This is a genomic window from Sphingopyxis sp. H115, assembly GCF_001468465.1.
GTDB lineage: Bacteria > Pseudomonadota > Alphaproteobacteria > Sphingomonadales > Sphingomonadaceae > Sphingopyxis.
Window position 1 is genome coordinate 41343 of sequence record NZ_LNSA01000007.1, and the last position, 19808, is coordinate 61150.

Here is a 19808-nt window from a genome sequence, read left to right on the forward strand (position 1 = left end):
GCCCCCTTTGTTTCGCCATCCGATGCGGTCAGAACAGCTTGGTCACCGTCGCGCTGCGGCGTTCCTGTTCGATTTCGCCGGTATAGAGGCTCGCCATCGGCTCATCGCTGACGACATGGGTCTCGTCGGCGCCGAAGCCGTTGAACTTGGTCCGCATTGCGCAGCCATAGGCGCCGAGCATGCCGATCTCGATGAAGTCGCCGGCCTTGATGTCGGCGGGCAGGAAGAAGGGGCCTGCCATATGGTCGAGATCGTCGCACGTCGGACCGTAGAAGCTGAACGGCACCATCTCGGCGTCGCTTTCTACGTCCCGCTGCAGCGTCACCGGGAAGCGCCAGCCGACATGCGCGGCATCGAACAGCGCGCCGTAGGCGCCGTCGTTGATGTACAGTTCCTCGCCGCGGCGCTTTTCGACGCGCACGATGAGCGAGCTATATTCGGCCGACAGCGCGCGGCCCGGCTCGCACCAAAGCTCGGCCGAATAGCTGATCGGCAGGCTTTCGAAGTTGCGGTGGATCGTCTCGAAATAGGCGTCGAGCGGCGGGGGTTCCATGCCCGGATAGGTCGAGGGAAAGCCGCCACCGACATCGATGATGTCGACGGTGACCGACGCCGCGACGATCGCCGAGCGGACGCGCTCCATCGCCTGTGCATAGGCGTGCGGCGTCATCGCCTGGCTGCCGACGTGGAAGCAGATACCGAGTGCATCGGCCGCCTGGCGGGTTGCCATCAGCAGTTCGACGACCTCGTCGGTTTCGGCACCGAATTTGGCGGCGAGGCTGAGCTTCGAATGATCCGACGAGACGCGCAGGCGCACGAGCAGGTTCAGATCCTGCGCGCCTTCGGTCGCGCGGACGATCTTTTCGAGTTCGTCCATCGTGTCGAGCGAGAAAGTGCGCACGCCATGCTTCCAATAGGCTTCGGAAATCGCTTCCTCGGCCTTTACCGGATGCATGAAGCAGAGGGTCGCCGCGGGAAGCGTGCGCGCGACGAGGCGCACCTCGGCGATCGAGGCGACGTCATAATGGGTGACACCCGAATCCCACAGCACGCGCAAGAGGTCGGGCGACGGATTCGCCTTGACCGCGTACATGGTCGTGCCGGGAAATCGCTCGATGAAGAAACGCGCTGCGCGCCGCGCCGCATGCGGGCGGACAAGCGTAACAGGTTCGACCGGCGAAAGTGCCTGAATCAGCCCGTGGGCGCTATGATGCTGGTGCAACTCAAGGGACCCCCAAAAATAACGTTAAACATCCAAGGCTGCCTTGCGGTTATTGGAAGTCCCCCTGGGGCAGCGGGGGTGCGATATATGCAGGGGGGTCCCCCCTGTAAAGACCCTTTCGCGCAATTTTGTAACGCAGCGGTAACACTCGCGCCGAAGCGGGGCTCACGCGCGGTAACCGGGGACAGGGGAGCGGTTTCGGGCTAATGTCGGTAACCTCTCCCATCGAAAGGACTGCGCTGTATGACCCCGCCCGCTGACGTGAATCATACGTTTACCGATGCCGAGCTGGAAGAATTGATGGCGTTCGGCACCGTCGAATCACACCGCGCAGGCGACCTGATCCTCGCCGAGGGGACGATGGCGCCCGACTGCATCATCACCCTGTCGGGGCACACCGACATCTTCGTCCAGACCGACGAGGGAAGTCGCCGCGTCGGGTGGATGGAGCGCGGGCAGTTCGCGGGCGACCTGTCGATTCTGACCGGCCAGCGGCACCTGTCGCGCGTCGAGATGGGTGCAGACGGAGATATATTGCGCATCCCGCACGAAAATTTCCAGCGGTTGATCGCGGGCAACAGCCATTTCTCCGACATCTTTGTGCGGGTGTTCGCGGCGCGACGCGAGTTTGGCAATATCCGGGGCTTCTCTGCAATCATCATCCTCGGCGCGGGGCTCGACCGGAGCGTGTATGCGCTTCGCGACTTGCTGATGAAGCATGGTGTCGGGCACCGCTGGTTCGATCCCGCCGACGGCCCGGTGGCGGGGCATCTGATGGCCGAGCGCGGGCTGACCGAAGACCAATTGCCTGTGGTAATCCTGGGCGCGACCGAAATTTTGGTTCAGCCGACCCCCGAAGAGCTTGCGCAGGCGATGGGGCTCGACCTGCTCCCCGACGGAGCGACCGCCGATGTGCTGGTGGTCGGCAGCGGCCCTGGCGGCCTCGCGGCTGCGGTGTATGCGGCGTCGGAGGGGCTGACGGTGATCGCGCTCGATTCGCTGGCCCCCGGCGGACAGGCGGGGACGTCGTCCAAGATCGAAAATTATCTCGGGTTTCCGACCGGGATTTCGGGAAACGAGCTGGCACGCCGCGCGACCGTGCAAGCGCAGAAATTTGGCGCGCGGATTGTCGCGCCGGTCCGCGCGGCATCGATCGCCCGCGACGAGGACGCCTATTGCCTCCACCTCGCCGACGGCCGAAAACTGCGCAGTCGCGCCGTTGTGGTCGCCAGCGGCGCCCAATATCAGCGCCTCCCGATCGAGGGGATCGAGGCCTATGAAGGCCGCGGCATTTATTATGGCGCGACGCCGATGGAGGCGCAGCTGTGCGGCAACGCCGAGGTCACGATCGTCGGGGCCGGTAATTCGGCGGGGCAGGGGGCGATCTATCTCGCCGGGGTTGCGAAGAAGGTCTATGTTATTTTCCGTCGGTCGAGCCTGCGCGAAACGATGTCGGAATATCTGGTCAAGCGGCTGGAGGAGCATCCGAATATCGAGATCATTCCGTCGACCGACGTCGTCGCCTTGCACGGCGAGGAGCATCTGGCGGGTCTGACCTATCGTTGCCGCGATACCGGCGACGAGGGGCATTGCGATTGCGGCTTCCTGTTCCTTTTCCTCGGCGCGAACCCGAACACGACGTGGCTACCCAAGGAAATGGTGTGCGACGAGCGCGGTTTCGTGAAAACGGGCACCGACATCGCCCCGCTCGAGCTGGTCAAGGCGGGGTGGTCGCTCGACCGCATGCCGACGCGTTACGAAACGAGCTGGCCGCGCATCTATGCCGTGGGCGACGTGCGCAAGGGATCGGTGAAGCGTGTGGCATCGTCGGTAGGGGAAGGGTCGGTGGTCGTCAGCGATATCCATCAGGCGCTGGCGGAGATGGTGCCGCCTGCCGGTTGACCTTGCGCCACCAGGGGCGATAAGTTCCTGTCGCTGAAACGAAAAAAGGAAAATGGATGGTGCTCACAGCCTTTGCGATCATGTTGGCAGCACAGGGGGTGAGCGAGCCGCTGCCCGCGAAAACCGATATCCCGAACGATTTCTCGACCGTCATCTGCCCCAGCGAGGCCGCCGCGCGCGAGATGCTGGGCAGCTATTATGGCGTTCAGCCCGCGCCGCGGAACCATACGATCGATACGGCCCTGTTCTTCAAGGGGCTTGCCGCGACGGGCTGTTCGCAGAACAGTGCCGAGGCCAAATCGACCATCGCGATCCAGCAGGTTATCGCGCGGCGGACCTTGCCGCTCGCGGGAGGCAGCGAGACGCACCTGGTCTATCGCGGCACCAATGCGAGCGGCTCGCGCGTTATCGGGATCGTCGACGAAACCGGCAACGACAAGCATCCGCGAACCGATTATGAGCGCTGGTTGTCTGAGTTCATTCCCGGCGGGGTGCTCGATCATGACCCGGCCGGAAATCGGACGGTCTATCTTTGCCCGACGATCGACGGCGCGCGTTCAGCGGTAAAGGCGATTCCCGGCAAGGGCAATGATACCGTCCGCAATGCCGCCTTTGCCAAGGCACGGACCGCCAACGCTTGTCGTCAGGCGGCCGCCGGACGCTACAAGATCACGGCGCGCCATGAAGAGCGCGCAATACCGTGCGGATTCGAGTGCGAAGATGTCTGGAACGCGCTGGCCGCGACCGACACACGCGGCCGTACCGTCGCGCTGATTTTCAACGGGTCGCATTTCTGACCCGGCGTCAGCCTGGCGATGCCGAGACCGTTACGCCGACCTCTGCGGATTCTTCGAGTTGTTCATTCTCGAATGACGCCAAGTTGCGGTACATGATGAAGGTGCCCGAATAGTCGTCGATTGCCCAGCGGCCGTCGACTTGCTGCCCGTCGCTGCTCAGCACGCCATCGTAGGTCACCGAGTGGCCATAGGCCCCGTCGCCGTCATAATATTTGTGAAAGCGTACCGCAGAGCCGTTTCGCGTGCCGCGAATGTCGGCGCGTTCGTCACCCTCGATCAATTCGGACGCTTCGGTCGTCGTGCCCGACAACGAACCTGCGTTGTCATTGATCGTCGCGACAAATCCCGTCGGAGAAACCCAGGGTTCGGGATAGCGATATTGTCCCGTCCAAAGCCCCGTCATGTCCAGCGGATCCGGCATAGCCTGTATCACCCCAGCCGCGTCTTGAAATCCTCGTAACCGAATTCGCGGATCAGGCTGAGTTCGTCGGTCTCGCTGTCCCACAGCCAGATCGACGGCAGCGGCACCCCGTTGAAGGTGTTGGTCTTGACCATCGAATAATGCGCCTGGTCGAGGAAGGCAAAGCGCTGGCCGATGCGCGCGCCGCCGGGCAAGCGATAGTCGCCGATGACGTCGCCGGCGAGGCACGACGGGCCGCCGAGGCGCGTCGGCATACCCTCGCTGCCTTCGTCCAGCATCGCAGGGCGATAGGGCGCCTCGATCACGTCGGGCATGTGGCAGGTCGCCGAAATATCGGTGATGCCGATCGCCATGCCGTTGTCGAACAGGTCGAGAATTTCGCCGACGAGGATGCCGGCGTCGAGCGCGATCGCCTCGCCGGGTTCGATCATCACTTCGCAGTCGGTCGCTGCGCGCACCTGCTTCAGGAAGGCGATCAGGTCGTCCGTCTGGTAATCGGAGCGGGTCACATGATGGCCGCCGCCGAAATTGAGCCATTTGAGTTGACCGAAGAAGGGACGCAGCATCGGTTGCACGGCAGTCCAGGTGCGCTCGAGCGGCGGGAAATCCTGTTCGCAAAGGCTATGCATATGGATGCCGTCGACGCCCTCCATATGCTCGGGTAGCAGTTGGCTGACCGGGAAGCCGAGGCGGCTGCACGGCGCGGCGGGATCGTACTTCGCGACCTCGCCCTCGCTGTGCATCGGGTTGATCCGCAGGCCGATGTCGAAGATTTCGCCCTTTGTGCGAAGCTCGGCCAGCAGCGGGCGAAAGCGCGCGATCTGACCGGGCGAGTTGAAGATCAGATGGTCGGAAAGCGCCGCGATTTCGGGCAGGTCGGCTTCCTTGTAACCGGCGCAATAGGTCGCGACCTCCTTGTTGCCGTTCGGGCCGCCATATTCGCTGCGTCCGAGCTTGGCTTCGTAGAGGCCCGATGCGCACACGCCGTCGAGATAATCCGCAACCGTCGAGCCGAGCGACCACATCGAAAAGGCCTTGAGCGCGGCGAGAACGCGCGCGCCCGAGGCGTCGCCGATATGACGGAGTAGCGCGAGGTTGGCGCGCACCTTCGCGGCGTCAACAACGAAGGCGGGAGAGGGGACGCGGGTCAGGTCGAAGCGGGCAAAGGCTCCGGGGTCGCCGGCACGGGTTTCCATGTCGCTTGGGATTCCTGAATAAAGTCAGACCGCAATCGGTCCCTTAAAGATGAAGAACGCCCCCGCCGCGATGAAGGCAAAGCCGACGAGGTGGTTCACTGTCAGCTTCTCACCGAGCCAGAAGACCGCGAACCCCGCGAATATGATCAGGGTTATGACTTCTTGCAAGGTCTTGAGTTCGGCGGCGCTGTAAACGCCATAGCCGATGCGGTTCGCGGGGATGACAAGGCAATATTCGAAAAAGGCGATGCCCCACGCGATCAGCACGGCGAGCCACACGGGCCGCGACACCGCGCCAAGCTGTCCATACCAGGCGAAGGTCATGAAAATGTTCGAGACGAACAGGAGGCCGATCGGCGCGAGATAGGCGGTCATTCGGGGTCTTTCGTCAGCGGCAGAACGTCGCGGAGCAGTGCGGCAAAGAAATGACCCGGCTCCTCGACCATTGGCATATGCGCCGAATGTTCGAGCCAGATAAGTTTCTTCGAAGGGGCCTGGACCTGTGCGAACCAGTTAGCCGCCACCGGCGAAGGCACAGTATAATCGTGCCGCCCTAGCAGGAAAATGATCGGCACGTCCATCTTGCGCACGGGCTTGAAACTGACATCGGCGAGACGCGGCCAGAGCGTGGTGACCGAAAACTCGCTGCCCTTGCCCCACGCCTGCACATCAGCGGGTCCATATTCGGGCGACAGCCGTGGCGTCTGGAAATAATATTTGAGGTCGGGCTTGTTGTAGATGAGCGAGCCGTAAGGGATCGCATATTTGCGCCAGCCGTCGGCCTTTGCGATCGTGAACTCGCCCTCTGGATAGGGCGCGAGCGCGTCGATCGCGGCGACGGCGTCCGCGTCGCCCGCCGCCACCGCTTTCGCCCGCGTCCACGCCATGCCGGCCCGTTCTCCCTCGCGGAAATCGATCCCCTGGCCGACGCCGACATAGGCGTAGAGAAGGTCGGGTCGCTTGACCGCGACCGACAGGCCAACGATCGAACCCCAGCTGTGCCCCATCAGCACGACCTTGCGCTTGGCGTAGCGCTTCTTGAGCAATTCGATGAGTTCGATCGCATCGTCGCGGTAGCGTTCGGGCGTCATCGTTGGGGCGAGCGCCGCGGGATCGTTGAGCGGATAGGAGCGGCCTGCGCCGCGCTGGTCGTATTGGACGACGGTGAAGACATCCTCCCACGGGCGTTGGAATGCCCAGGCGAAGGGCATCTCGACCGCTCCGGGTCCGCCGTGGACGAAGATAAGGATCGGATTATCCCGGTCGGAGCCGCGGACATTGACGACCTGCCGCGCGCCGCCGAGCGTGACCTCGAACGTTTCCTGCACGCCGTTGGGCGTGACGATCTTGCCGATGTCGGCGACAATCGCGCGGGCAGGGGCGTAGGGGGCGTCGGTTTGAGCGGTGGCGGGGGTGGCGAGGGCCGTGAGTAGCGCGGCGGTCAGGAGGACGATTCTCATGCCCGATCCTTAACGCGCCCACCCTGCGTTGTCGTCATCTCGGCGAAGGCCGGGATCTCATCCTATCGTATTGACGCATCGGCGAGATCCCGGCCTTCGCCGGGATGACGGATTTGGAATAGCAGGCCTTCAGAAGTCCAGCGGGCCGTCGAGTTCCTTTACCTGCCAGGGCAGGCCGTGCTTGTTCAACATGTCCATGAAGGGATCGGGGTCCATCTGCTCCATGTTGAACACACCTTCGCCGCTCCACGTGCCGGTGACCATCATCGCGGTGCCGATCATCGCGGGGACGCCGGTGGTGTAGCTCACCGCCTGGTTGCCCGTTTCGGCGAACGCGTCCTCATGGTCGCAGATGTTATAGAGATAGAGTGTCTTTTCCGTCCCGTCCTTGGCCAGACCGGTCGCGATGACGCCGATGTTGGTCTTGCCCTTGGTCGTCTCGCCAAGGCTCGAAGGTTCGGGGAGAACGGCCTTCAGGAACTGGAGCGGGATAATCTCGCGCCCCTCGTAGATCACCGGATCGATGCGCGTCATGCCGACATTCTGGAGCACGGTCAGGTGCTGGATATAGGCATCGCCGAAGGTCATCCAAAAACGGATGCGCTTGATCTCGGGCAGGTGCGTTTTGAGGCTTTCGATTTCCTCATGATACATGAGGTACATATTCTTGGGGCCCACCGCCTCGAAGTCGAATTGCTGCTTCACCGACATCGGTGGGGTTTCGACCCAGTCGCCATTTTCCCAGTGCCGCGCGACCGCCGTCACTTCGCGGATATTGATCTCCGGATTGAAGTTGGTTGCGAAATGCTGGCCGTGATCGCCGCCGTTGCAGTCGAGGATGTCGAGCGTGTCGATCCGGTCGAAATGATGCTTCTTGAGCCATGTGGTGAAGACGCTGGTCACGCCGGGGTCGAAGCCCGAGCCGAGGAGCGCCATCAGCCCGGCTTCCTTGAAGCGGTCCTGATAGGCCCATTGCCAGTGATATTCGAACTTCGCCTCGTCGCGCGGTTCGTAGTTCGCTGTGTCGAGGTAATGCGCGCCGGTCGAGAGGCACGCTTCCATGATCGTGAGATCCTGGTACGGGAGTGCGAGATTGACGACATGCGTAGCGCCGACCTGGCGGATCAGCGCCGCGGTCGCATCGATATGATCGGCGTCGACCTCTGCGGTCTGGATCGTGACGCCGGTGCGTTCCTTCACCGATTCGGCGATCGCGTCGCATTTGAACTTGCGGCGGCTCGCGAGGGTGATGTCGGGAAAGATGTCGGGGTTCATCGCCATCTTGTGCACCGCGACCGAACCGACGCCGCCTGCGCCGATCACTAGAACCTTGCTCATGAAAAATCTCCTGTTGCGGCCTGTGCCGCCTTGTCTTGTATGCCCGGCCCTATAGGACGAAGCCATGACACAGCAAAGCCCCGAAGCCCTGATCGACCCGAACCGCGCGCCAACTCTTGCGGGGGTCGAACGCGCTGCGACGAAAGTCGCTGCATTGCTGCCGCAAACGCCGTTGCTACCGCTCGAGATCGACGGACGGGTGATCTGGTGCAAGGCCGAGTGCCTGCAACCCGTCGGCGCTTTCAAGATTCGCGGCGCGTGGCATCGGCTGACCGACTTGACCCCCGAACAAGCGAACGAGGGTGTCGTCGGCGTATCGAGCGGCAATCATGCGCAGGGCGTCGCGTGGGCGGCGAAGCGGCTCGGGATCAAGGCAACGATCGTAATGCCCGGCAACGCGCCGGCGATGAAGCTTGCGGCGACGCGCAGGTTGGGCGCCGAAGTCGTCCTGTACGATCGCGTCACCGAATCGCGCGATGCCGTCGCGGCGAAGCTGCTCGCCGAGCGCGGCGGGACGCTCGTCCATGCCTATGGCGACCCTTGGATCATCGAGGGGCAGGGAAGCGCGGGCATCGAGGCAGCGGCGCAGATGAAGGCGCGCGGGATCGGCGGCCCCGACAAGGTGATCGCCTGCTGCGGCGGCGGCGGGCTATCGGCGGGGCTCGCGCTCGCCTGTCCCGAGGCCGAGATTGTTGCGGTCGAGCCCGAGGGGTGGGACGATGTGACGCGCAGCTTGACCGCGGGCAAGATCCTGTCGGTCGAGGATATGGCATATCCGACCGAATGCGACGCGCTCCAGACGCCCGAAACATGGCCGATCAACTTCGCGGTGCTTCAGGCGCGCGGCGTAAAAGGCGTCGCGGTTACGCGGCGCGAGGTGCGCGATGCGATGCGACTGGTGTTCGAGAAACTGCACCTCGTCGTCGAGCCCGGCGGCGCGGCGGCGCTCGCGGCGGTGCTCGCCGGGAAAGTATCGGTGACCGATGTGACGCTCGTCACCCTGTCGGGCGGCAATGTCGACCCGCTGAAATTCGCCGAGATCATCACCGAATAGGAAACTTATCGGAGCCGAAGCGTTTGGCAGTCGAAGGAGAAGCGTGATGCGGAAAAGCATGATTCTGGCGAGCGCCGCGGCACTTGTGCTGTTGGCAGGGTGCGAAAAGGCCGAAGCGCCGGCACCGGCGCCGACGGACACGACGACGACCGAGGTCCCGGTCGAAACGGTTCCCACCGAGACCGGGGACGCGACTGACCCCGCCACCGCGCCGCACCGGTTCGCAAGCTGGGCGGGCAAATGGACCGGCGTCGAGGGCATGTATGTGACCATCACCACCGGCGAACCCGGCGAATATAGGCTGGAGATGCAGTCGGATCTCGACACGAAGGGCACCTATGATGGCGAGGACAGCGAGCATGGCATCAAGTTCACGCGCGGCACCGAGGAGCTGAGCCTGCGCCGCGGGAGCGGCGACGAGACCGGCCTCAAATATCTGGCCGGCAAGAAGGAATGCCTGATCGTCAAGGATGGCGAGGGCTATTGCCGCGACTGACATGACCCGTTCGTCGTCCCCGCGAAGGCGAGAAGGACGAACGGTTTTTTCTTCGCTGTCTTCATTTCGTAAACGAACTGACGCGAGAACGGCATCAATTTCTGTCATGCGCGGCCCCGGATCCACCTTGTTCCGGGAGACCCGATTTCATGGCCAGCCAGCCCAATCGCAAGATCGCCGCCGCCGTCGTGCGCGAAGATGCCGAGCAGACACAGCGCCTGCTCGACCGCGCCTTCGCGCTGGCCTTCCGCGGCCTCGTTTATGCGCAGATATGGGAAGATCCGGTCGTGGATATGGAGGCGCTGGACATCCAGCCCGGCAATCGCATCGCGACGATCGCCAGCGGCGGTTGCAACGTCTTCTCCTACCTCACCGCCGATCCGGCCGAGATCGTCGCCGTCGACCTCAACACCGCGCATGTCGCGCTCAATAATTTGAAACGCGCCGCAGCGGTGCGGCTTCCCGACTATGCGAGCTTTCGCCGCTTCTTCGCCGACGCCGATAGCCGCGACAATGTCGCAGCCTATCGGAGCCATATCCGCCCGCACCTCGACGAGGTGAGTCGCCGCTATTGGGAAGGGCGCGACCTGATCGGACGCCGCCGTATCAACGGCTTTGCGACGGGGCTCTACAAGCGCGGGCTGCTCGGCCATTTCATCGGGGCCGCGCATCTGCTCGCTCGCATGATGAAGGTCGATCCGCGCCTGCTGCTCGACGCGCGCGACATCGACGAGCAGCGGCGCATTTTCGAAACGAAGTTCGCGCCCTTCTTCGACAGGAAGTTCGTCCGCTGGGTCACCGACCAGCGCTCGTCGCTCTTCGGGCTGGGCATCCCGCCTGCGCAGTATGACGCGCTCGCGGGCGGCAAGCCGATGGCTGACGTGCTACGCGCGCGGCTTCAGAAACTGAGCTGCGATTTCGACCTCAAGGATAATTATTTCGCTTGGCAGGCCTTCGGACGCGGATATGGGCGGGGCGCCGAAGCCCCTCTGCCACCCTATCTGCAGGCCGCGAATTACCAGGCGGTCAAGGCCCGCGCCGAGCGGGTGACGATGCTCCATGCCAATATGACCGACATGCTCGCCGCTTCCGGCGATGCGAGCTTCGATCGCTATATCTTCCTCGACGCGCAGGACTGGATGAGCGACGCACAATTGATCGCATTGTGGACAGAGGTCACGCGCACGGCGCGGACCGGGGCCCGCGTCCTGTTCCGTACCGCCGCCGAGCCGAGCTTGTTGCCCGGACGGCTCCCCGAGACCTTGTTGGAGCGGTGGGATTATCGCGCCGATGATTCGCGCGACTATACACGGCGCGATCGGTCAGCGATTTATGGCGGGGTCCACCTCTATATCCTGAAAGGCTGAACATGATGGCGGGGGAGGGGCATGCCGCGCTCATGGATGGCGTTTATCGCGGTCAGCGTCACATCTATGACCTGACGCGCAAATATTACCTGCTGGGGCGCGACCGGTTGATCGACGAATTGATGCCGCCGGCGGGCGGACATGTGCTCGAAGTCGGTTGCGGCACGGGGCGCAACCTGATTGCCGCCGCGCGCTGCTGGCCGGGTGCGCATTTCCACGGCATCGACATTTCCGAAGAGATGCTGAAAACCGCGCGCGCGGCGATCGCGCGCGCCGGGCTGGGGCGGCGCGTGAGCGTGGCGCAAGCCGACGCGACCTGTTTCGACCCGCACGGCCTGTTTCGGATCGACCGGTTCGATCGCATCTTTCAGAGCTACACGCTGTCGATGATTCCCGAATGGCAGGATGCGATCCGCGAGGCCGTGCGCCACCTGTCGGCCTATGGTTCGCTGCATATTGTCGATTTCGGACAGCAGGAAGAGATGCCCGGCTGGTTCCGCGCCGCCCTGTTCGGCTGGTTGGCGCGCTTTCATGTGGCCCCGCGCGCCCTGCTGGTCGAGGCGGCACGCGAGGCGGCGAATGATATCGGCGGGCGGCTATCGGTGACCCGGCTTCATCGTGGCTATGCCTGGTCGCTCCGGATCGACAGGCATCCGCGCTGAGCCTTGCCAAGCGGCAGGGCGCCTGCTCTGTTCCGGTACGGAGGCGCGATGACCGAAACGATCCTGCCTGCGAGGGGCGACGAACTGCCGGCGGTCGCCGAAACGCTGGCACAGGCATTTCAGACCGATCCGGCGCTGTCGTGGATCCTGCCCGATGCGAGTCATCGCGCGCGCGCCCTGCGCAGCCTGTTCCGGACGCTTGTCCCCGCCGACGCGCGCGCGGGCTTGGTGCTGCGTGCGGCGGGCGACGAAGCGGCGGCGCTGTGGCGCGCGCCGGGGAAAGCGCATAGCGGCGGCCTGGAGTTCCTGCGTACGGTCGTTCCGCTAGTCGCAACCTTCGGCTTGGCGCTGCGGCGCGGGCTGTCCGTGCAGGGCAGCATCGACGCACACCGGCCGAAAGGGCGTTTCTGGTATCTCCATTATGTGGGCGTGCGTCCCGCGCATCAGGGCAGGGGCCACGGCGGACGGATCATCCGGGCACAGACGGCGGCTGCCGACGCGGAAGCGATGCCATGTTGGCTCGAAACGGCGACGCCCGAAAATGTGCCGCTTTACGAGCGGCTGGGCTTCGTCACCCAGGCTGAATGGGGCATCGCCGGCGGCGGGCCGCATTTCTGGGGGATGATGCGGCCGCCGGGCTGAGGAGTTCAGGACGCCGGGCGCGTCGCGCTGAACGAAAAATCGATATCGACGCTGGCGGCAATGGCATCGGTTGCCGCCCATTCGCCCTGACCGACGCCGAACGCCGTGCGGTCGATCCGGGCGGTCCCGGCCACCCGCGCGCGGTCACCGTCGATGCGGAGAGTGAAGCGTAGCGTTGCCGGTTTTTTCACCCCGCGCAGGTCGAGCGTGCCACGCGCCTCGTAGCGCTCGTCCCCCAGATGGCGGATATCGCGCGAAGCGAAAACAGCATTGGGGTGCGCGCCGGTATCGAAGAAATCGCTGCCTTTCAGCGAATCGTCGCGCTGCCCGTCGCCGGTGTCGGCCGAGGCCAGGTCGACGGTTACGCGGATAGCCGATTGGGGCAGGTCGTCGGGGCTGAACCGGATCGCCGCGCGCCAGCGACCGAAGCGGCCGTCGACCGCCTCGCCATTCCAGCGCGCGGTGAAGCCAAGTCGGCCGCCCGAGGCGACCGTCCAGTCGGCGAGCGGCTGCATGGTTTCTTCGGGCTCAGGCTCGGGCTTGGCTTCCGCTTCGTCGCTTCCCTTGTCGGCGGCGATTGGCGCCGCGGGCACGACCGGCGCGGCCGCTTGCGCCGCAGCGGTTTTTGCGGAAGGCTGGCTCTTGTCGGGATAGATGATGGTGCCGGCGACAAAGGCTGCGGTGACGAGCGCCAGCGCGCCGATCGCGGCGCCTTCCGCTTTCCCGCTTGCAAACGGGATCATCCGCTGGAGTTCGGGCTTGCCGAGCAACCACTGGTGACGAAGCGCGCCCGCGATATGGAGCAGGAACAGCCCGATTGCGAGCCACGCCATTGCGCCGTGGATACTTTCGGCGGGTTCATGCCAGGCGCGCCCGACGGGCAGGTGCGGCCAGGGAACGATCCCGTATAGCAACGTCGGGACCTGCACTCGCGCGGTCGAGACGAGCAGCCAGCCCGTGAGCGGACCGAGGATCATCACAACGTAGAAGAGCCAATGAACGGTGTTCGCAAGCATGCGCGTCCACACGGGACCATCTGACGCGGGCGGGCGCGGCCTGAACAGGCGGGCCGCCAGCCGCGCGAGGCTGAGCAGCAGGATGGTGATGCCAACCGATTTGTGGAGCTGATAGCGCGCGAAGAGTTCGGGGCCATTATCCCCTTCAAGCGCCCAGCCGAGCGCGATCTGGAAAGCGAGGAGCAGCGCTATGAGCCAATGGAGTGCGATGGCGGTATAGCTGTAACGCATTGCAGGCATGGCGACCCTTCATCGACGGCGTCGGATTCGCGTCCTACCTATCGCTTCGCGGAGGGGCTGTCGCTTGCGAATCAGTCGTCGAACCCGACGAACCGGACTGCTTCGTCGACGCTTTTGCGGTTCGACACCACGGCGTTCGCCGGGAAATCGGCATCGGGCCAGCCCATCGCGACGCAGATCATGATCACCTGATCCTCGGGGATTCGGGCATGTTCGCGCACGACCGGCGACTGCATGATCCCCTGGCTGTTGATCACGCAACCAAGCCCGCGCGACCAGGCAGCGTTGACCAGCGCATTGGTCACCGCGCCGCAGTCGAAGGGCGCGATGTCGCTGCCGAGCAGCACACGGTCGTAGGTCACGACGACACTGACCGGCGCGTCGAACTGGCGAAAACCGCGCAGCACCCAATCCTGTCGCGCATCCTTGTCGTCGCGTGCGATGCCCATCGCGCCGAACAATTGCTTGGCGATCTCGATCTGGCGCGCGCGGTGGTCGTCGGCGATGCCGTCGAAGCGGCGGAATTCGCGGCTGTCGGGCTTTCCGGCAAGAATGCCTTCGGTATTGCCCTTTCGGATTGCGGCGAGCGGCTCGCCGGTGACGACCGAAAAGTTCCAGCACTGGTTGTTGAACGACGAAGGCGCGCGCATCGCGACCTCGAGAATCTCGGCAATCAACTCGCGCGGGACAGGCTTGTCGAGAAAGCCGCGGATCGAGCGCCGCCCGACGACGACATCGTCATAGGTCAACCTAGCGATCACGCAGCGTTGCGCCGTTCGATCCCGAGGATGGTTCGACGCAGTTCCAGAATATGGGCGGGCAGTCGGTGCAGCAGCGATGCGTCCAGTTGTACAAGGCGTCGCTTGCCGATGCGGCTGTCGGCCACGGCGAGTGATTGGATCAATGGATCGTCGTCGTTTAATGCCTGCTCAATCGACAGGTCGTGGACGAACGCCCAGCAGGCTTGATAGGCATCTTGTCGGCTCAGTTCCCCAAAATCGGTATACTGGTTCCGGTACATCGGGTTTTCTCTGGTCGAGGCTGGTTCCCAGCCGTTTGCGATAGAGTGAGCACGGGTGCAGAAGTTTGCGATAATATTGCCGTCGAAAGTCAGCCATGCGTGGCCGCAGGTGCAAGCGCCATAAGCGGCGCTGTGAATATCGAGCCGTTTCTGAAATTCCGGCGCAAAGCGTTCGACTACCGCTGCACGCAGGCCGCTCCAGCGCAATCTACGCGGCCTTCTGGAGCTGCAGTTCGAGGCGGTCCCAGATTTCGACCAGCGCGCTCGTCAGCTCGCGCATCATCGCTTCGTCATGCGCCGGCCCGGGCGTGAAGCGCAGGCGTTCGGTGCCGCGCGGCACGGTCGGGAAATTGATCGGCTGCACATAGACGCCATATTCGGCGAGCAGGATGTCGCTGATCTTCTTCGCCCGCACCGGGTCGCCGACCATCAGCGGGACGATGTGCGTCGTCGAATCCATCACCGGCAGGCCCGCGTCGCGGAAGCTCTGCTTCAGATAAGCGGCGGCGGCCTGCTGCGCGTCGCGTTCGATGCTCGACGATTTCAGGTGGCGCACGCTTGCAAGCACGCCCGCGACGAGCACGGGTGACAGGCTGGTCGTGAAGATGAAGCCCGGCGCGTAGGATCGGATCACATCGACGATATTCTTGTCGGCGGCGATATAGCCGCCCATCACGCCGAATGCCTTGCCGAGCGTGCCTTCGATGATCGTGACACGGCTCGCGGCCTCGTCGCGGTCGGTGATGCCGCCGCCGCGCGGGCCGTACATGCCGACGGCATGAACTTCGTCGCAATAGGTGAGCGCGTTATATTTTTCGGCGAGGTCGCAGATCGCGTGAATCGGGGCGACGTCGCCGTCCATCGAATAGACGCTTTCGAACGCGATCAGCTTCGCGGCCTCGGGATCGTCGGCCGCCAGCAGTTCCTCGAGATGATCGAGATCGTTGTGGCGCCACACGCGCTTTTCGCAGCCCGAATTGCGGATGCCCGCGATCATCGATGCGTGGTTGAGCTCGTCCGAATAGATGATGCAGTTCGGCAGCAGCTTGCCGAGCGTGCCCAGCGTCGCCTCGTTCGAGATGTAGCCCGAGGTGAAGAGCAAAGCGCCGTCCTTGCCGTGCAGATCGGCGAGCTCATGTTCGAGGTCGATGTGATAATGGGTGTTGCCGCCGATGTTGCGCGTGCCGCCCGAACCGGCGCCGACGTCGTGCAGCGCCTCTTCCATCGCGGCGATGACCTTGGGATGCTGGCCCATCGCGAGATAGTCGTTAGAACACCAGACGGTGATCGGCTTTGGCCCGTTATGGCCGGCAAAGCAGCGCGCGTTGGGAAAAGCGCCTTTGTTGCGCAAGATATCGATGAAGACGCGGTAGCGCCCTTCTTCGTGCAGCCGGTCGATCGCGCGTGCGAAGATATCGTTGTAATTCACGTTTCAGCCCCGCAGTCAGGTGCCAGTCAAGCTCTGGGCGCCGCTCCCCAAGCGGCTATTAACATGCGCGCCAATAACGCCGAAAAGCGCCGAAAGCCAGTGCGAACGATTCGCAGCACTGTGGCAAATTGTCCCACCGCCTTGATGCACTGCCATCGCTGTGATCGATCGCACGCCCAATTCGATCCGCAGCGGCTAGTTGCGTTTCCGATGGAAAGAGAAGGAATGTCGTTATGCGTCTTGTCATGATCGCCATTGTGCCGATTGCCGCTAGCCTTTGGGGCGCGAACCCGGCCCCCGCGCGGGCACCGGCGCCTTTCGATGGAAGCTGGATGGGCTGCGAAACCTATCAAGGCACAGAAATCTGCGAATATAAGATGCTTGCGCAGCGGGGCGACCGTTTGTGCGGGGTCCAGCGCTATTTTGCGACCAACGCTTATTATGAACAGCGCTTTGTCGGCAGGGTGAAAGCCAATGTTGCGCATATCGAGAAGATCTGCGGCGACCCGGGTTCGGAGACCGACACCTATTGCAGCGGATCCGCACCTGCGGGGGCGACGAAGGTGGGCTGGCAGGCCACCGACCGGAAGCTCGGCCTGTGCGGCGGACGGCTGGTTGAAGGCGGGCGCGATGCCCGTGCCTGTACGGGCACGAGCGAGCGACTGGGGATGCCCCGCGTGGATGAACTCGGCGAGCAGGGCCCGAGACCCGAAGACCGCGCGTGGCTGGCGGGGTGCGCCGGCGGCATCGAATAGCGGGACATATTCCTTCGCCTTTTCTCCTCGTCCTGAGCAAAATCGCTTCAAACCTCGAGCGCGGAATTAATGGGTCCTGACCCTAGATCGTCTCGATCGCAGCGATGCCATAGGGCGCGAGTGCGGCGAGTGGCGGCGGTGGGTGCTCGGCGGTGCGCGTGAAGACCGCTATGCCGGGCACCGCCTGGGCAGGCCAATGCTGGCCTTCGGTCAAATGGGCGATCCGGCGCGCGATCCCTTCGGCTCCGTCGATCAGCCGGGTGTTGGGGCCGACAGCGGCCTGCAATTCATCGCGCAGCAGGGGGAAATGGGTACATGCGAGTACCACGACATCCATCGCTTCGCCTCCGGGCTGGTCGCGGAGGCCCGACACGGCGCGCGCGATGGCAGCGGGATCGATCCTCTCGCCGCGCAGCTTTGCTTCGGCACCGGTGACGAGCCCGGGGCTGCCGTGGCGCAGAACGGTCTTTCCGTCGGCGAAGCGCGCGCTCAGATCGTCGACATAGGGTTGGCGGACCGTCGCTTCGGTGCCGAGGACACCGATGACTCCGGTCTTCGTCATTTCGGCCGCCGGCTTGATCGCGGGCACGGTGCCGACGATCGGCAGGTCGAGCGCGGCGCGGACGTGGCCGAGAGCGATCGTTGACGCGGTGTTACACGCGATGACGGCGAGCCGCGGCTGATACCGCTCGACGAGGCGGCCGAGCAGCGCTGGGACGCGCGCCGCGAGTTCCTCGTCGCTCTTCTTGCCATAGGGCAGCCCGGCATAGTCGGCGGCGTAGACGATCGGCGCGGTCGGTAGCAGCGCGCGGGTCGGGCCGAGCACGGTGAGCCCGCCAAGGCCGCTGTCGAAGAAAATAATGGGCGCATCGGGAGCGGGGGCGTGCATCGGCGTCGCCTAGCAGGCAGCGGCATCGTCTATCAAATCCATTTTGGCGGGTCCGGCGTGCTAATCGATTGATTGCATCGGCGAACATCGCCACATTGACCTAACCGGCGTGAGGCCGAAACGGAGCGGGGATTTCCATGACGTTGTTTTTGCTGGTCGCGGTCGGCTATCTTCTCGGCTCGATCCCCTTTGGCGTCATCCTGACGCGCCTGTTCGGCGCGGGCGATCTGCGCCGGATCGGGTCGGGCAATATCGGCGCGACCAACGTGCTGCGTACAGGGCGGAAGGGGCTGGCGGCGGCAACGCTGGTCCTGGACGGGGCCAAGGGCGCCGTCGCGGTCCTGCTCGCTCGACACTTCGTCCCCGAACTGGGCGACCACGCCGCGATGATCGCCGGCGCGGCGGCGATGATCGGCCATTGCTACCCCGTCTGGCTGGGCTTTCGCGGCGGCAAGGGGGTTGCAACGCTGCTCGGCCTTGCGTTTGCGCTGGCCTGGCCGATCGGACTGGTCTTCGCGATCGTGTGGATCGGCACAGTATTGCTTGCGCGTATTTCGTCATTGGGCGGGATGCTGGGCGCGGTGTCGGCGCCGGTCGCCGCGCTGGCCTTCGGTTATCCGGTCTATGCGATCGGTCTCGCGGGGCTCGCGGTGATCGTGCTCTGGCGGCACCGCGAAAATATCGCGCGGTTGCGCGCCGGAACCGAGCCGCGGGTCGGCGCCAGCAAGGAGCCTGCGTGACCCACGCCGAGCGGCTCGCACGACTGCGGCTGATCCGCACGCCGCACGTCGGACCCGTAAGCTGGCACCAGCTCATGGCACGCTTCGGATCGGGCGAAGCCGCACTCGATGCCTTGCCCGACCTTGTCCTGCGCGGCGGCGCGGGACGTCCGCGCATCGCGCCGCTCGACATTGCGGAGCGCGAGGTCGAGCGTGTAGCAGCGCTTGGCGCCCGGCATGTCTTCAGCGACGAACTGGATTATTCGCCGCTGCTGCGCGAGATCGAGGGTGCGCCGCCGGTCGTGGCGGTGCGCGGGGACACCGCAATGCTGCGCCAGCCGTGCGTGGCTATCGTCGGTGCACGTAATGCTTCGGCGGTCGCATGCCGCTTCGCCCGGCAACTCGCCGCCGATCTGGCGGCGCGCGACATAACGGTCGTCAGCGGCCTGGCGCGGGGGGTCGACACGGCGGCGCATGTCGGCGCGCTCGGCGGAGCGACGGTCGGCGTGATTGCGAGCGGGATCGACATCGCCTTTCCGCCCGAAAATGCCGCGTTGCAGGAAAAGATCGCAAGCGACCAGCTGCTTATCGCCGAACAACCGCCGGGCGCCGAACCGCTCGCGCGGCATTTCCCGTCGCGCAACCGGATTATCGCGGGGCTGGCGCATGGAACGGTCGTGATCGAGGCCGCGCCGAAATCGGGGTCGCTGATCACCGCACGGCGCGCCGGCGATTATGGCCGCGAGGTGATGGCGGTGCCGGGCTCGCCGCTCGATCCGCGCGCGCAGGGCTGCAACCTGCTAATCCGCGAAGGCGCAACGCTGATCCAGACCGTTGACGATGTGCTGGAAGCGGTCGGCCCGATCGATGCCCGTATGGTTCGTGAGCCGCCGTCGCGATATGCCGGCGTGCCTCCATCGTCCGACGCCGGGGACGGGGAGCGCCGCGCGCTGGTCGATCTGCTCGGCCCGACCCCAGTGGCGATCGACGAGTTGGTTCGGCAGTCGGGACAGGCGGCGTCGACCGTGCAGTTGATCCTGCTCGAACTCGAACTGGCGGGTCGGGTCGAACGCCATGCTGGGGCAAAAATTTCGCTCCTGTGATCGGCTGCATAGCATCGTAACCCGCCGTAAATAAACGTTTCATCGCGGTTCAGCCACGGTTCAGAGGCAGGGGGACAGC

At 64.4% G+C, this 19808-nt stretch carries 21 protein-coding genes; 10 read left to right on the plus strand and 11 right to left on the minus strand.

From position 1 onward, the window contains the following. Window positions 1-28: 28 nt before the first annotated feature. Window positions 29-1222 (minus strand): type III PLP-dependent enzyme, encoded by a 1194-nt coding sequence (locus ATE71_RS07025; RefSeq protein WP_058802732.1) that lies wholly within the window; start codon window positions 1220-1222, stop codon window positions 29-31. Between the two features lie 243 nt (window positions 1223-1465). On the opposite strand from ATE71_RS07025, the gene ATE71_RS07030 reads away from it, so the two are divergent. Together ATE71_RS07030 and ATE71_RS07035 are read left to right on the plus strand one after the other, a co-directional pair. Then, window positions 1466-3124 (plus strand): FAD-dependent oxidoreductase, encoded by a 1659-nt coding sequence (locus ATE71_RS07030; protein WP_058802733.1) that lies wholly within the window; start codon window positions 1466-1468, stop codon window positions 3122-3124. Window positions 3125-3180: 56 nt separating this feature from the next. Next, window positions 3181-3921 (plus strand): hypothetical protein, encoded by a 741-nt coding sequence (locus tag ATE71_RS07035; RefSeq protein ID WP_058802734.1) that lies wholly within the window; start codon window positions 3181-3183, stop codon window positions 3919-3921. 7 nt (window positions 3922-3928) lie between these two features. Here ATE71_RS07035 and ATE71_RS07040 read toward each other — a convergent pair whose 3' ends face one another. The 5 genes from ATE71_RS07040 to ATE71_RS07060 form a co-directional block, all read right to left on the minus strand. Further along, window positions 3929-4342, minus strand: coding sequence for a hypothetical protein (locus ATE71_RS07040; RefSeq protein WP_058802735.1), 414 nt, complete (start codon window positions 4340-4342; stop codon window positions 3929-3931). A gap of 8 nt (window positions 4343-4350) precedes the next feature. Further along, window positions 4351-5538 carry a carboxynorspermidine decarboxylase gene (locus ATE71_RS07045; protein ID WP_058802736.1) on the minus strand — a complete coding sequence of 396 codons (1188 nt, stop codon included), beginning with the start codon at window positions 5536-5538 and terminating at the stop codon, window positions 4351-4353. A 24-nt stretch (window positions 5539-5562) separates the two neighbouring features. Continuing rightward, the gene (locus ATE71_RS07050; protein ID WP_058802737.1) at window positions 5563-5913 is read right to left on the minus strand and encodes a DMT family protein; all 351 of its coding nucleotides are present in this window, start codon (window positions 5911-5913) and stop codon (window positions 5563-5565) included. Then, window positions 5910-6998, minus strand: a complete 1089-nt coding sequence (locus ATE71_RS07055) for an alpha/beta fold hydrolase (RefSeq protein ID WP_058802738.1) — start codon at window positions 6996-6998, stop codon at window positions 5910-5912. Before ATE71_RS07055 ends, ATE71_RS07050 begins: the two co-directional genes overlap by 4 nt. A 129-nt stretch (window positions 6999-7127) precedes the next feature. Next, on the minus strand, window positions 7128-8336 hold the full coding sequence (locus ATE71_RS07060) for a saccharopine dehydrogenase family protein (protein WP_058802739.1): 1209 nt from the start codon (window positions 8334-8336) through the stop codon (window positions 7128-7130). 64 nt (window positions 8337-8400) lie between these two features. Between ATE71_RS07060 and ATE71_RS07065 the strand changes: the two genes are divergently transcribed. From ATE71_RS07065 to ATE71_RS07085, 5 genes are all read left to right on the plus strand, one after another. Beyond that, window positions 8401-9390: a threonine/serine dehydratase gene (locus tag ATE71_RS07065; protein WP_058802740.1), complete on the plus strand. Its 990-nt coding sequence runs from the start codon at window positions 8401-8403 to the stop codon at window positions 9388-9390. Between the two features lie 46 nt (window positions 9391-9436). Next, window positions 9437-9886 (plus strand): hypothetical protein, encoded by a 450-nt coding sequence (locus ATE71_RS07070; protein WP_058802741.1) that lies wholly within the window; start codon window positions 9437-9439, stop codon window positions 9884-9886. 149 nt (window positions 9887-10035) lie between these two features. Further along, window positions 10036-11253: a DUF3419 family protein gene (locus ATE71_RS07075; RefSeq protein ID WP_058802742.1), complete on the plus strand. Its 1218-nt coding sequence runs from the start codon at window positions 10036-10038 to the stop codon at window positions 11251-11253. Between the two features lie 2 nt (window positions 11254-11255). After that, window positions 11256-11915 (plus strand): class I SAM-dependent methyltransferase, encoded by a 660-nt coding sequence (locus tag ATE71_RS07080; protein WP_058802743.1) that lies wholly within the window; start codon window positions 11256-11258, stop codon window positions 11913-11915. 48 nt (window positions 11916-11963) lie between these two features. After that, window positions 11964-12557: a GNAT family N-acetyltransferase gene (locus ATE71_RS07085; protein WP_058802744.1), complete on the plus strand. Its 594-nt coding sequence runs from the start codon at window positions 11964-11966 to the stop codon at window positions 12555-12557. Window positions 12558-12562: 5 nt separating this feature from the next. Here ATE71_RS07085 and ATE71_RS07090 read toward each other — a convergent pair whose 3' ends face one another. From ATE71_RS07090 to hemA, 4 genes are all read right to left on the minus strand, one after another. Beyond that, complete coding sequence (locus ATE71_RS07090; RefSeq protein ID WP_058802745.1) at window positions 12563-13813, minus strand: YceI family protein; 1251 nt, start codon at window positions 13811-13813, stop codon at window positions 12563-12565. A gap of 71 nt (window positions 13814-13884) precedes the next feature. Further along, window positions 13885-14574 (minus strand): nitroreductase family protein, encoded by a 690-nt coding sequence (locus ATE71_RS07095; RefSeq protein WP_414892598.1) that lies wholly within the window; start codon window positions 14572-14574, stop codon window positions 13885-13887. Next, complete coding sequence (locus tag ATE71_RS07100; protein ID WP_082665122.1) at window positions 14571-15041, minus strand: hypothetical protein; 471 nt, start codon at window positions 15039-15041, stop codon at window positions 14571-14573. The genes ATE71_RS07095 and ATE71_RS07100 overlap by 4 nt, the downstream gene beginning before the upstream one ends. Window position 15042: 1 nt before the next feature. After that, complete coding sequence (hemA, locus tag ATE71_RS07105; RefSeq protein ID WP_058802747.1) at window positions 15043-16263, minus strand: 5-aminolevulinate synthase; 1221 nt, start codon at window positions 16261-16263, stop codon at window positions 15043-15045. Window positions 16264-16496: 233 nt separating this feature from the next. On the opposite strand from hemA, the gene ATE71_RS07110 reads away from it, so the two are divergent. After that, on the plus strand, window positions 16497-17018 hold the full coding sequence (locus tag ATE71_RS07110; RefSeq protein ID WP_058802748.1) for a hypothetical protein: 522 nt from the start codon (window positions 16497-16499) through the stop codon (window positions 17016-17018). 82 nt (window positions 17019-17100) lie between these two features. On the opposite strand, the gene murI is transcribed toward ATE71_RS07110, so the two are convergent. Further along, window positions 17101-17907 carry a glutamate racemase gene (gene murI / locus ATE71_RS07115; RefSeq protein WP_058802749.1) on the minus strand — a complete coding sequence of 269 codons (807 nt, stop codon included), beginning with the start codon at window positions 17905-17907 and terminating at the stop codon, window positions 17101-17103. A 137-nt stretch (window positions 17908-18044) separates the two neighbouring features. Between murI and plsY the strand changes: the two genes are divergently transcribed. Both plsY and dprA read left to right on the plus strand, forming a co-directional pair. After that, entirely contained in the window at window positions 18045-18647 is a 603-nt protein-coding gene (plsY, locus tag ATE71_RS07120) for a glycerol-3-phosphate 1-O-acyltransferase PlsY (RefSeq protein ID WP_058802750.1), read from the plus strand. Then, window positions 18644-19729 (plus strand): DNA-processing protein DprA, encoded by a 1086-nt coding sequence (gene dprA / locus ATE71_RS07125; protein ID WP_058802751.1) that lies wholly within the window; start codon window positions 18644-18646, stop codon window positions 19727-19729. The genes plsY and dprA overlap by 4 nt, the downstream gene beginning before the upstream one ends. Window positions 19730-19808: the final 79 nt, after the last annotated feature.

Excerpts from the sequence above, each read along its gene's own strand:
- ATE71_RS07030 (WP_058802733.1), top strand. The coding sequence starts at position 1,466 with ATGACCCCGCCCGCTGACGTGAATCATACGTTTACCGATGCCGAGCTG.
- ATE71_RS07035 (WP_058802734.1), top strand. The coding sequence starts at position 3,181 with ATGGTGCTCACAGCCTTTGCGATCATGTTGGCAGCACAGGGGGTGAGC.
- ATE71_RS07040 (WP_058802735.1), bottom strand. The coding sequence starts at position 4,342 with ATGCCGGATCCGCTGGACATGACGGGGCTTTGGACGGGACAATATCGC.
- ATE71_RS07045 (WP_058802736.1), bottom strand. The coding sequence starts at position 5,538 with ATGGAAACCCGTGCCGGCGACCCCGGAGCCTTTGCCCGCTTCGACCTG.
- ATE71_RS07050 (WP_058802737.1), bottom strand. The coding sequence starts at position 5,913 with ATGACCGCCTATCTCGCGCCGATCGGCCTCCTGTTCGTCTCGAACATT.
- ATE71_RS07055 (WP_058802738.1), bottom strand. The coding sequence starts at position 6,998 with ATGAGAATCGTCCTCCTGACCGCCGCGCTACTCACGGCCCTCGCCACC.
- ATE71_RS07060 (WP_058802739.1), bottom strand. The coding sequence starts at position 8,336 with ATGAGCAAGGTTCTAGTGATCGGCGCAGGCGGCGTCGGTTCGGTCGCG.
- ATE71_RS07065 (WP_058802740.1), top strand. The coding sequence starts at position 8,401 with ATGACACAGCAAAGCCCCGAAGCCCTGATCGACCCGAACCGCGCGCCA.
- ATE71_RS07070 (WP_058802741.1), top strand. The coding sequence starts at position 9,437 with ATGCGGAAAAGCATGATTCTGGCGAGCGCCGCGGCACTTGTGCTGTTG.
- ATE71_RS07075 (WP_058802742.1), top strand. The coding sequence starts at position 10,036 with ATGGCCAGCCAGCCCAATCGCAAGATCGCCGCCGCCGTCGTGCGCGAA.
- ATE71_RS07080 (WP_058802743.1), top strand. The coding sequence starts at position 11,256 with ATGATGGCGGGGGAGGGGCATGCCGCGCTCATGGATGGCGTTTATCGC.
- ATE71_RS07085 (WP_058802744.1), top strand. The coding sequence starts at position 11,964 with ATGACCGAAACGATCCTGCCTGCGAGGGGCGACGAACTGCCGGCGGTC.
- ATE71_RS07090 (WP_058802745.1), bottom strand. The coding sequence starts at position 13,813 with ATGCCTGCAATGCGTTACAGCTATACCGCCATCGCACTCCATTGGCTC.
- ATE71_RS07110 (WP_058802748.1), top strand. The coding sequence starts at position 16,497 with ATGCGTCTTGTCATGATCGCCATTGTGCCGATTGCCGCTAGCCTTTGG.
- murI (WP_058802749.1), bottom strand. The coding sequence starts at position 17,907 with ATGCACGCCCCCGCTCCCGATGCGCCCATTATTTTCTTCGACAGCGGC.
- plsY (WP_058802750.1), top strand. The coding sequence starts at position 18,045 with ATGACGTTGTTTTTGCTGGTCGCGGTCGGCTATCTTCTCGGCTCGATC.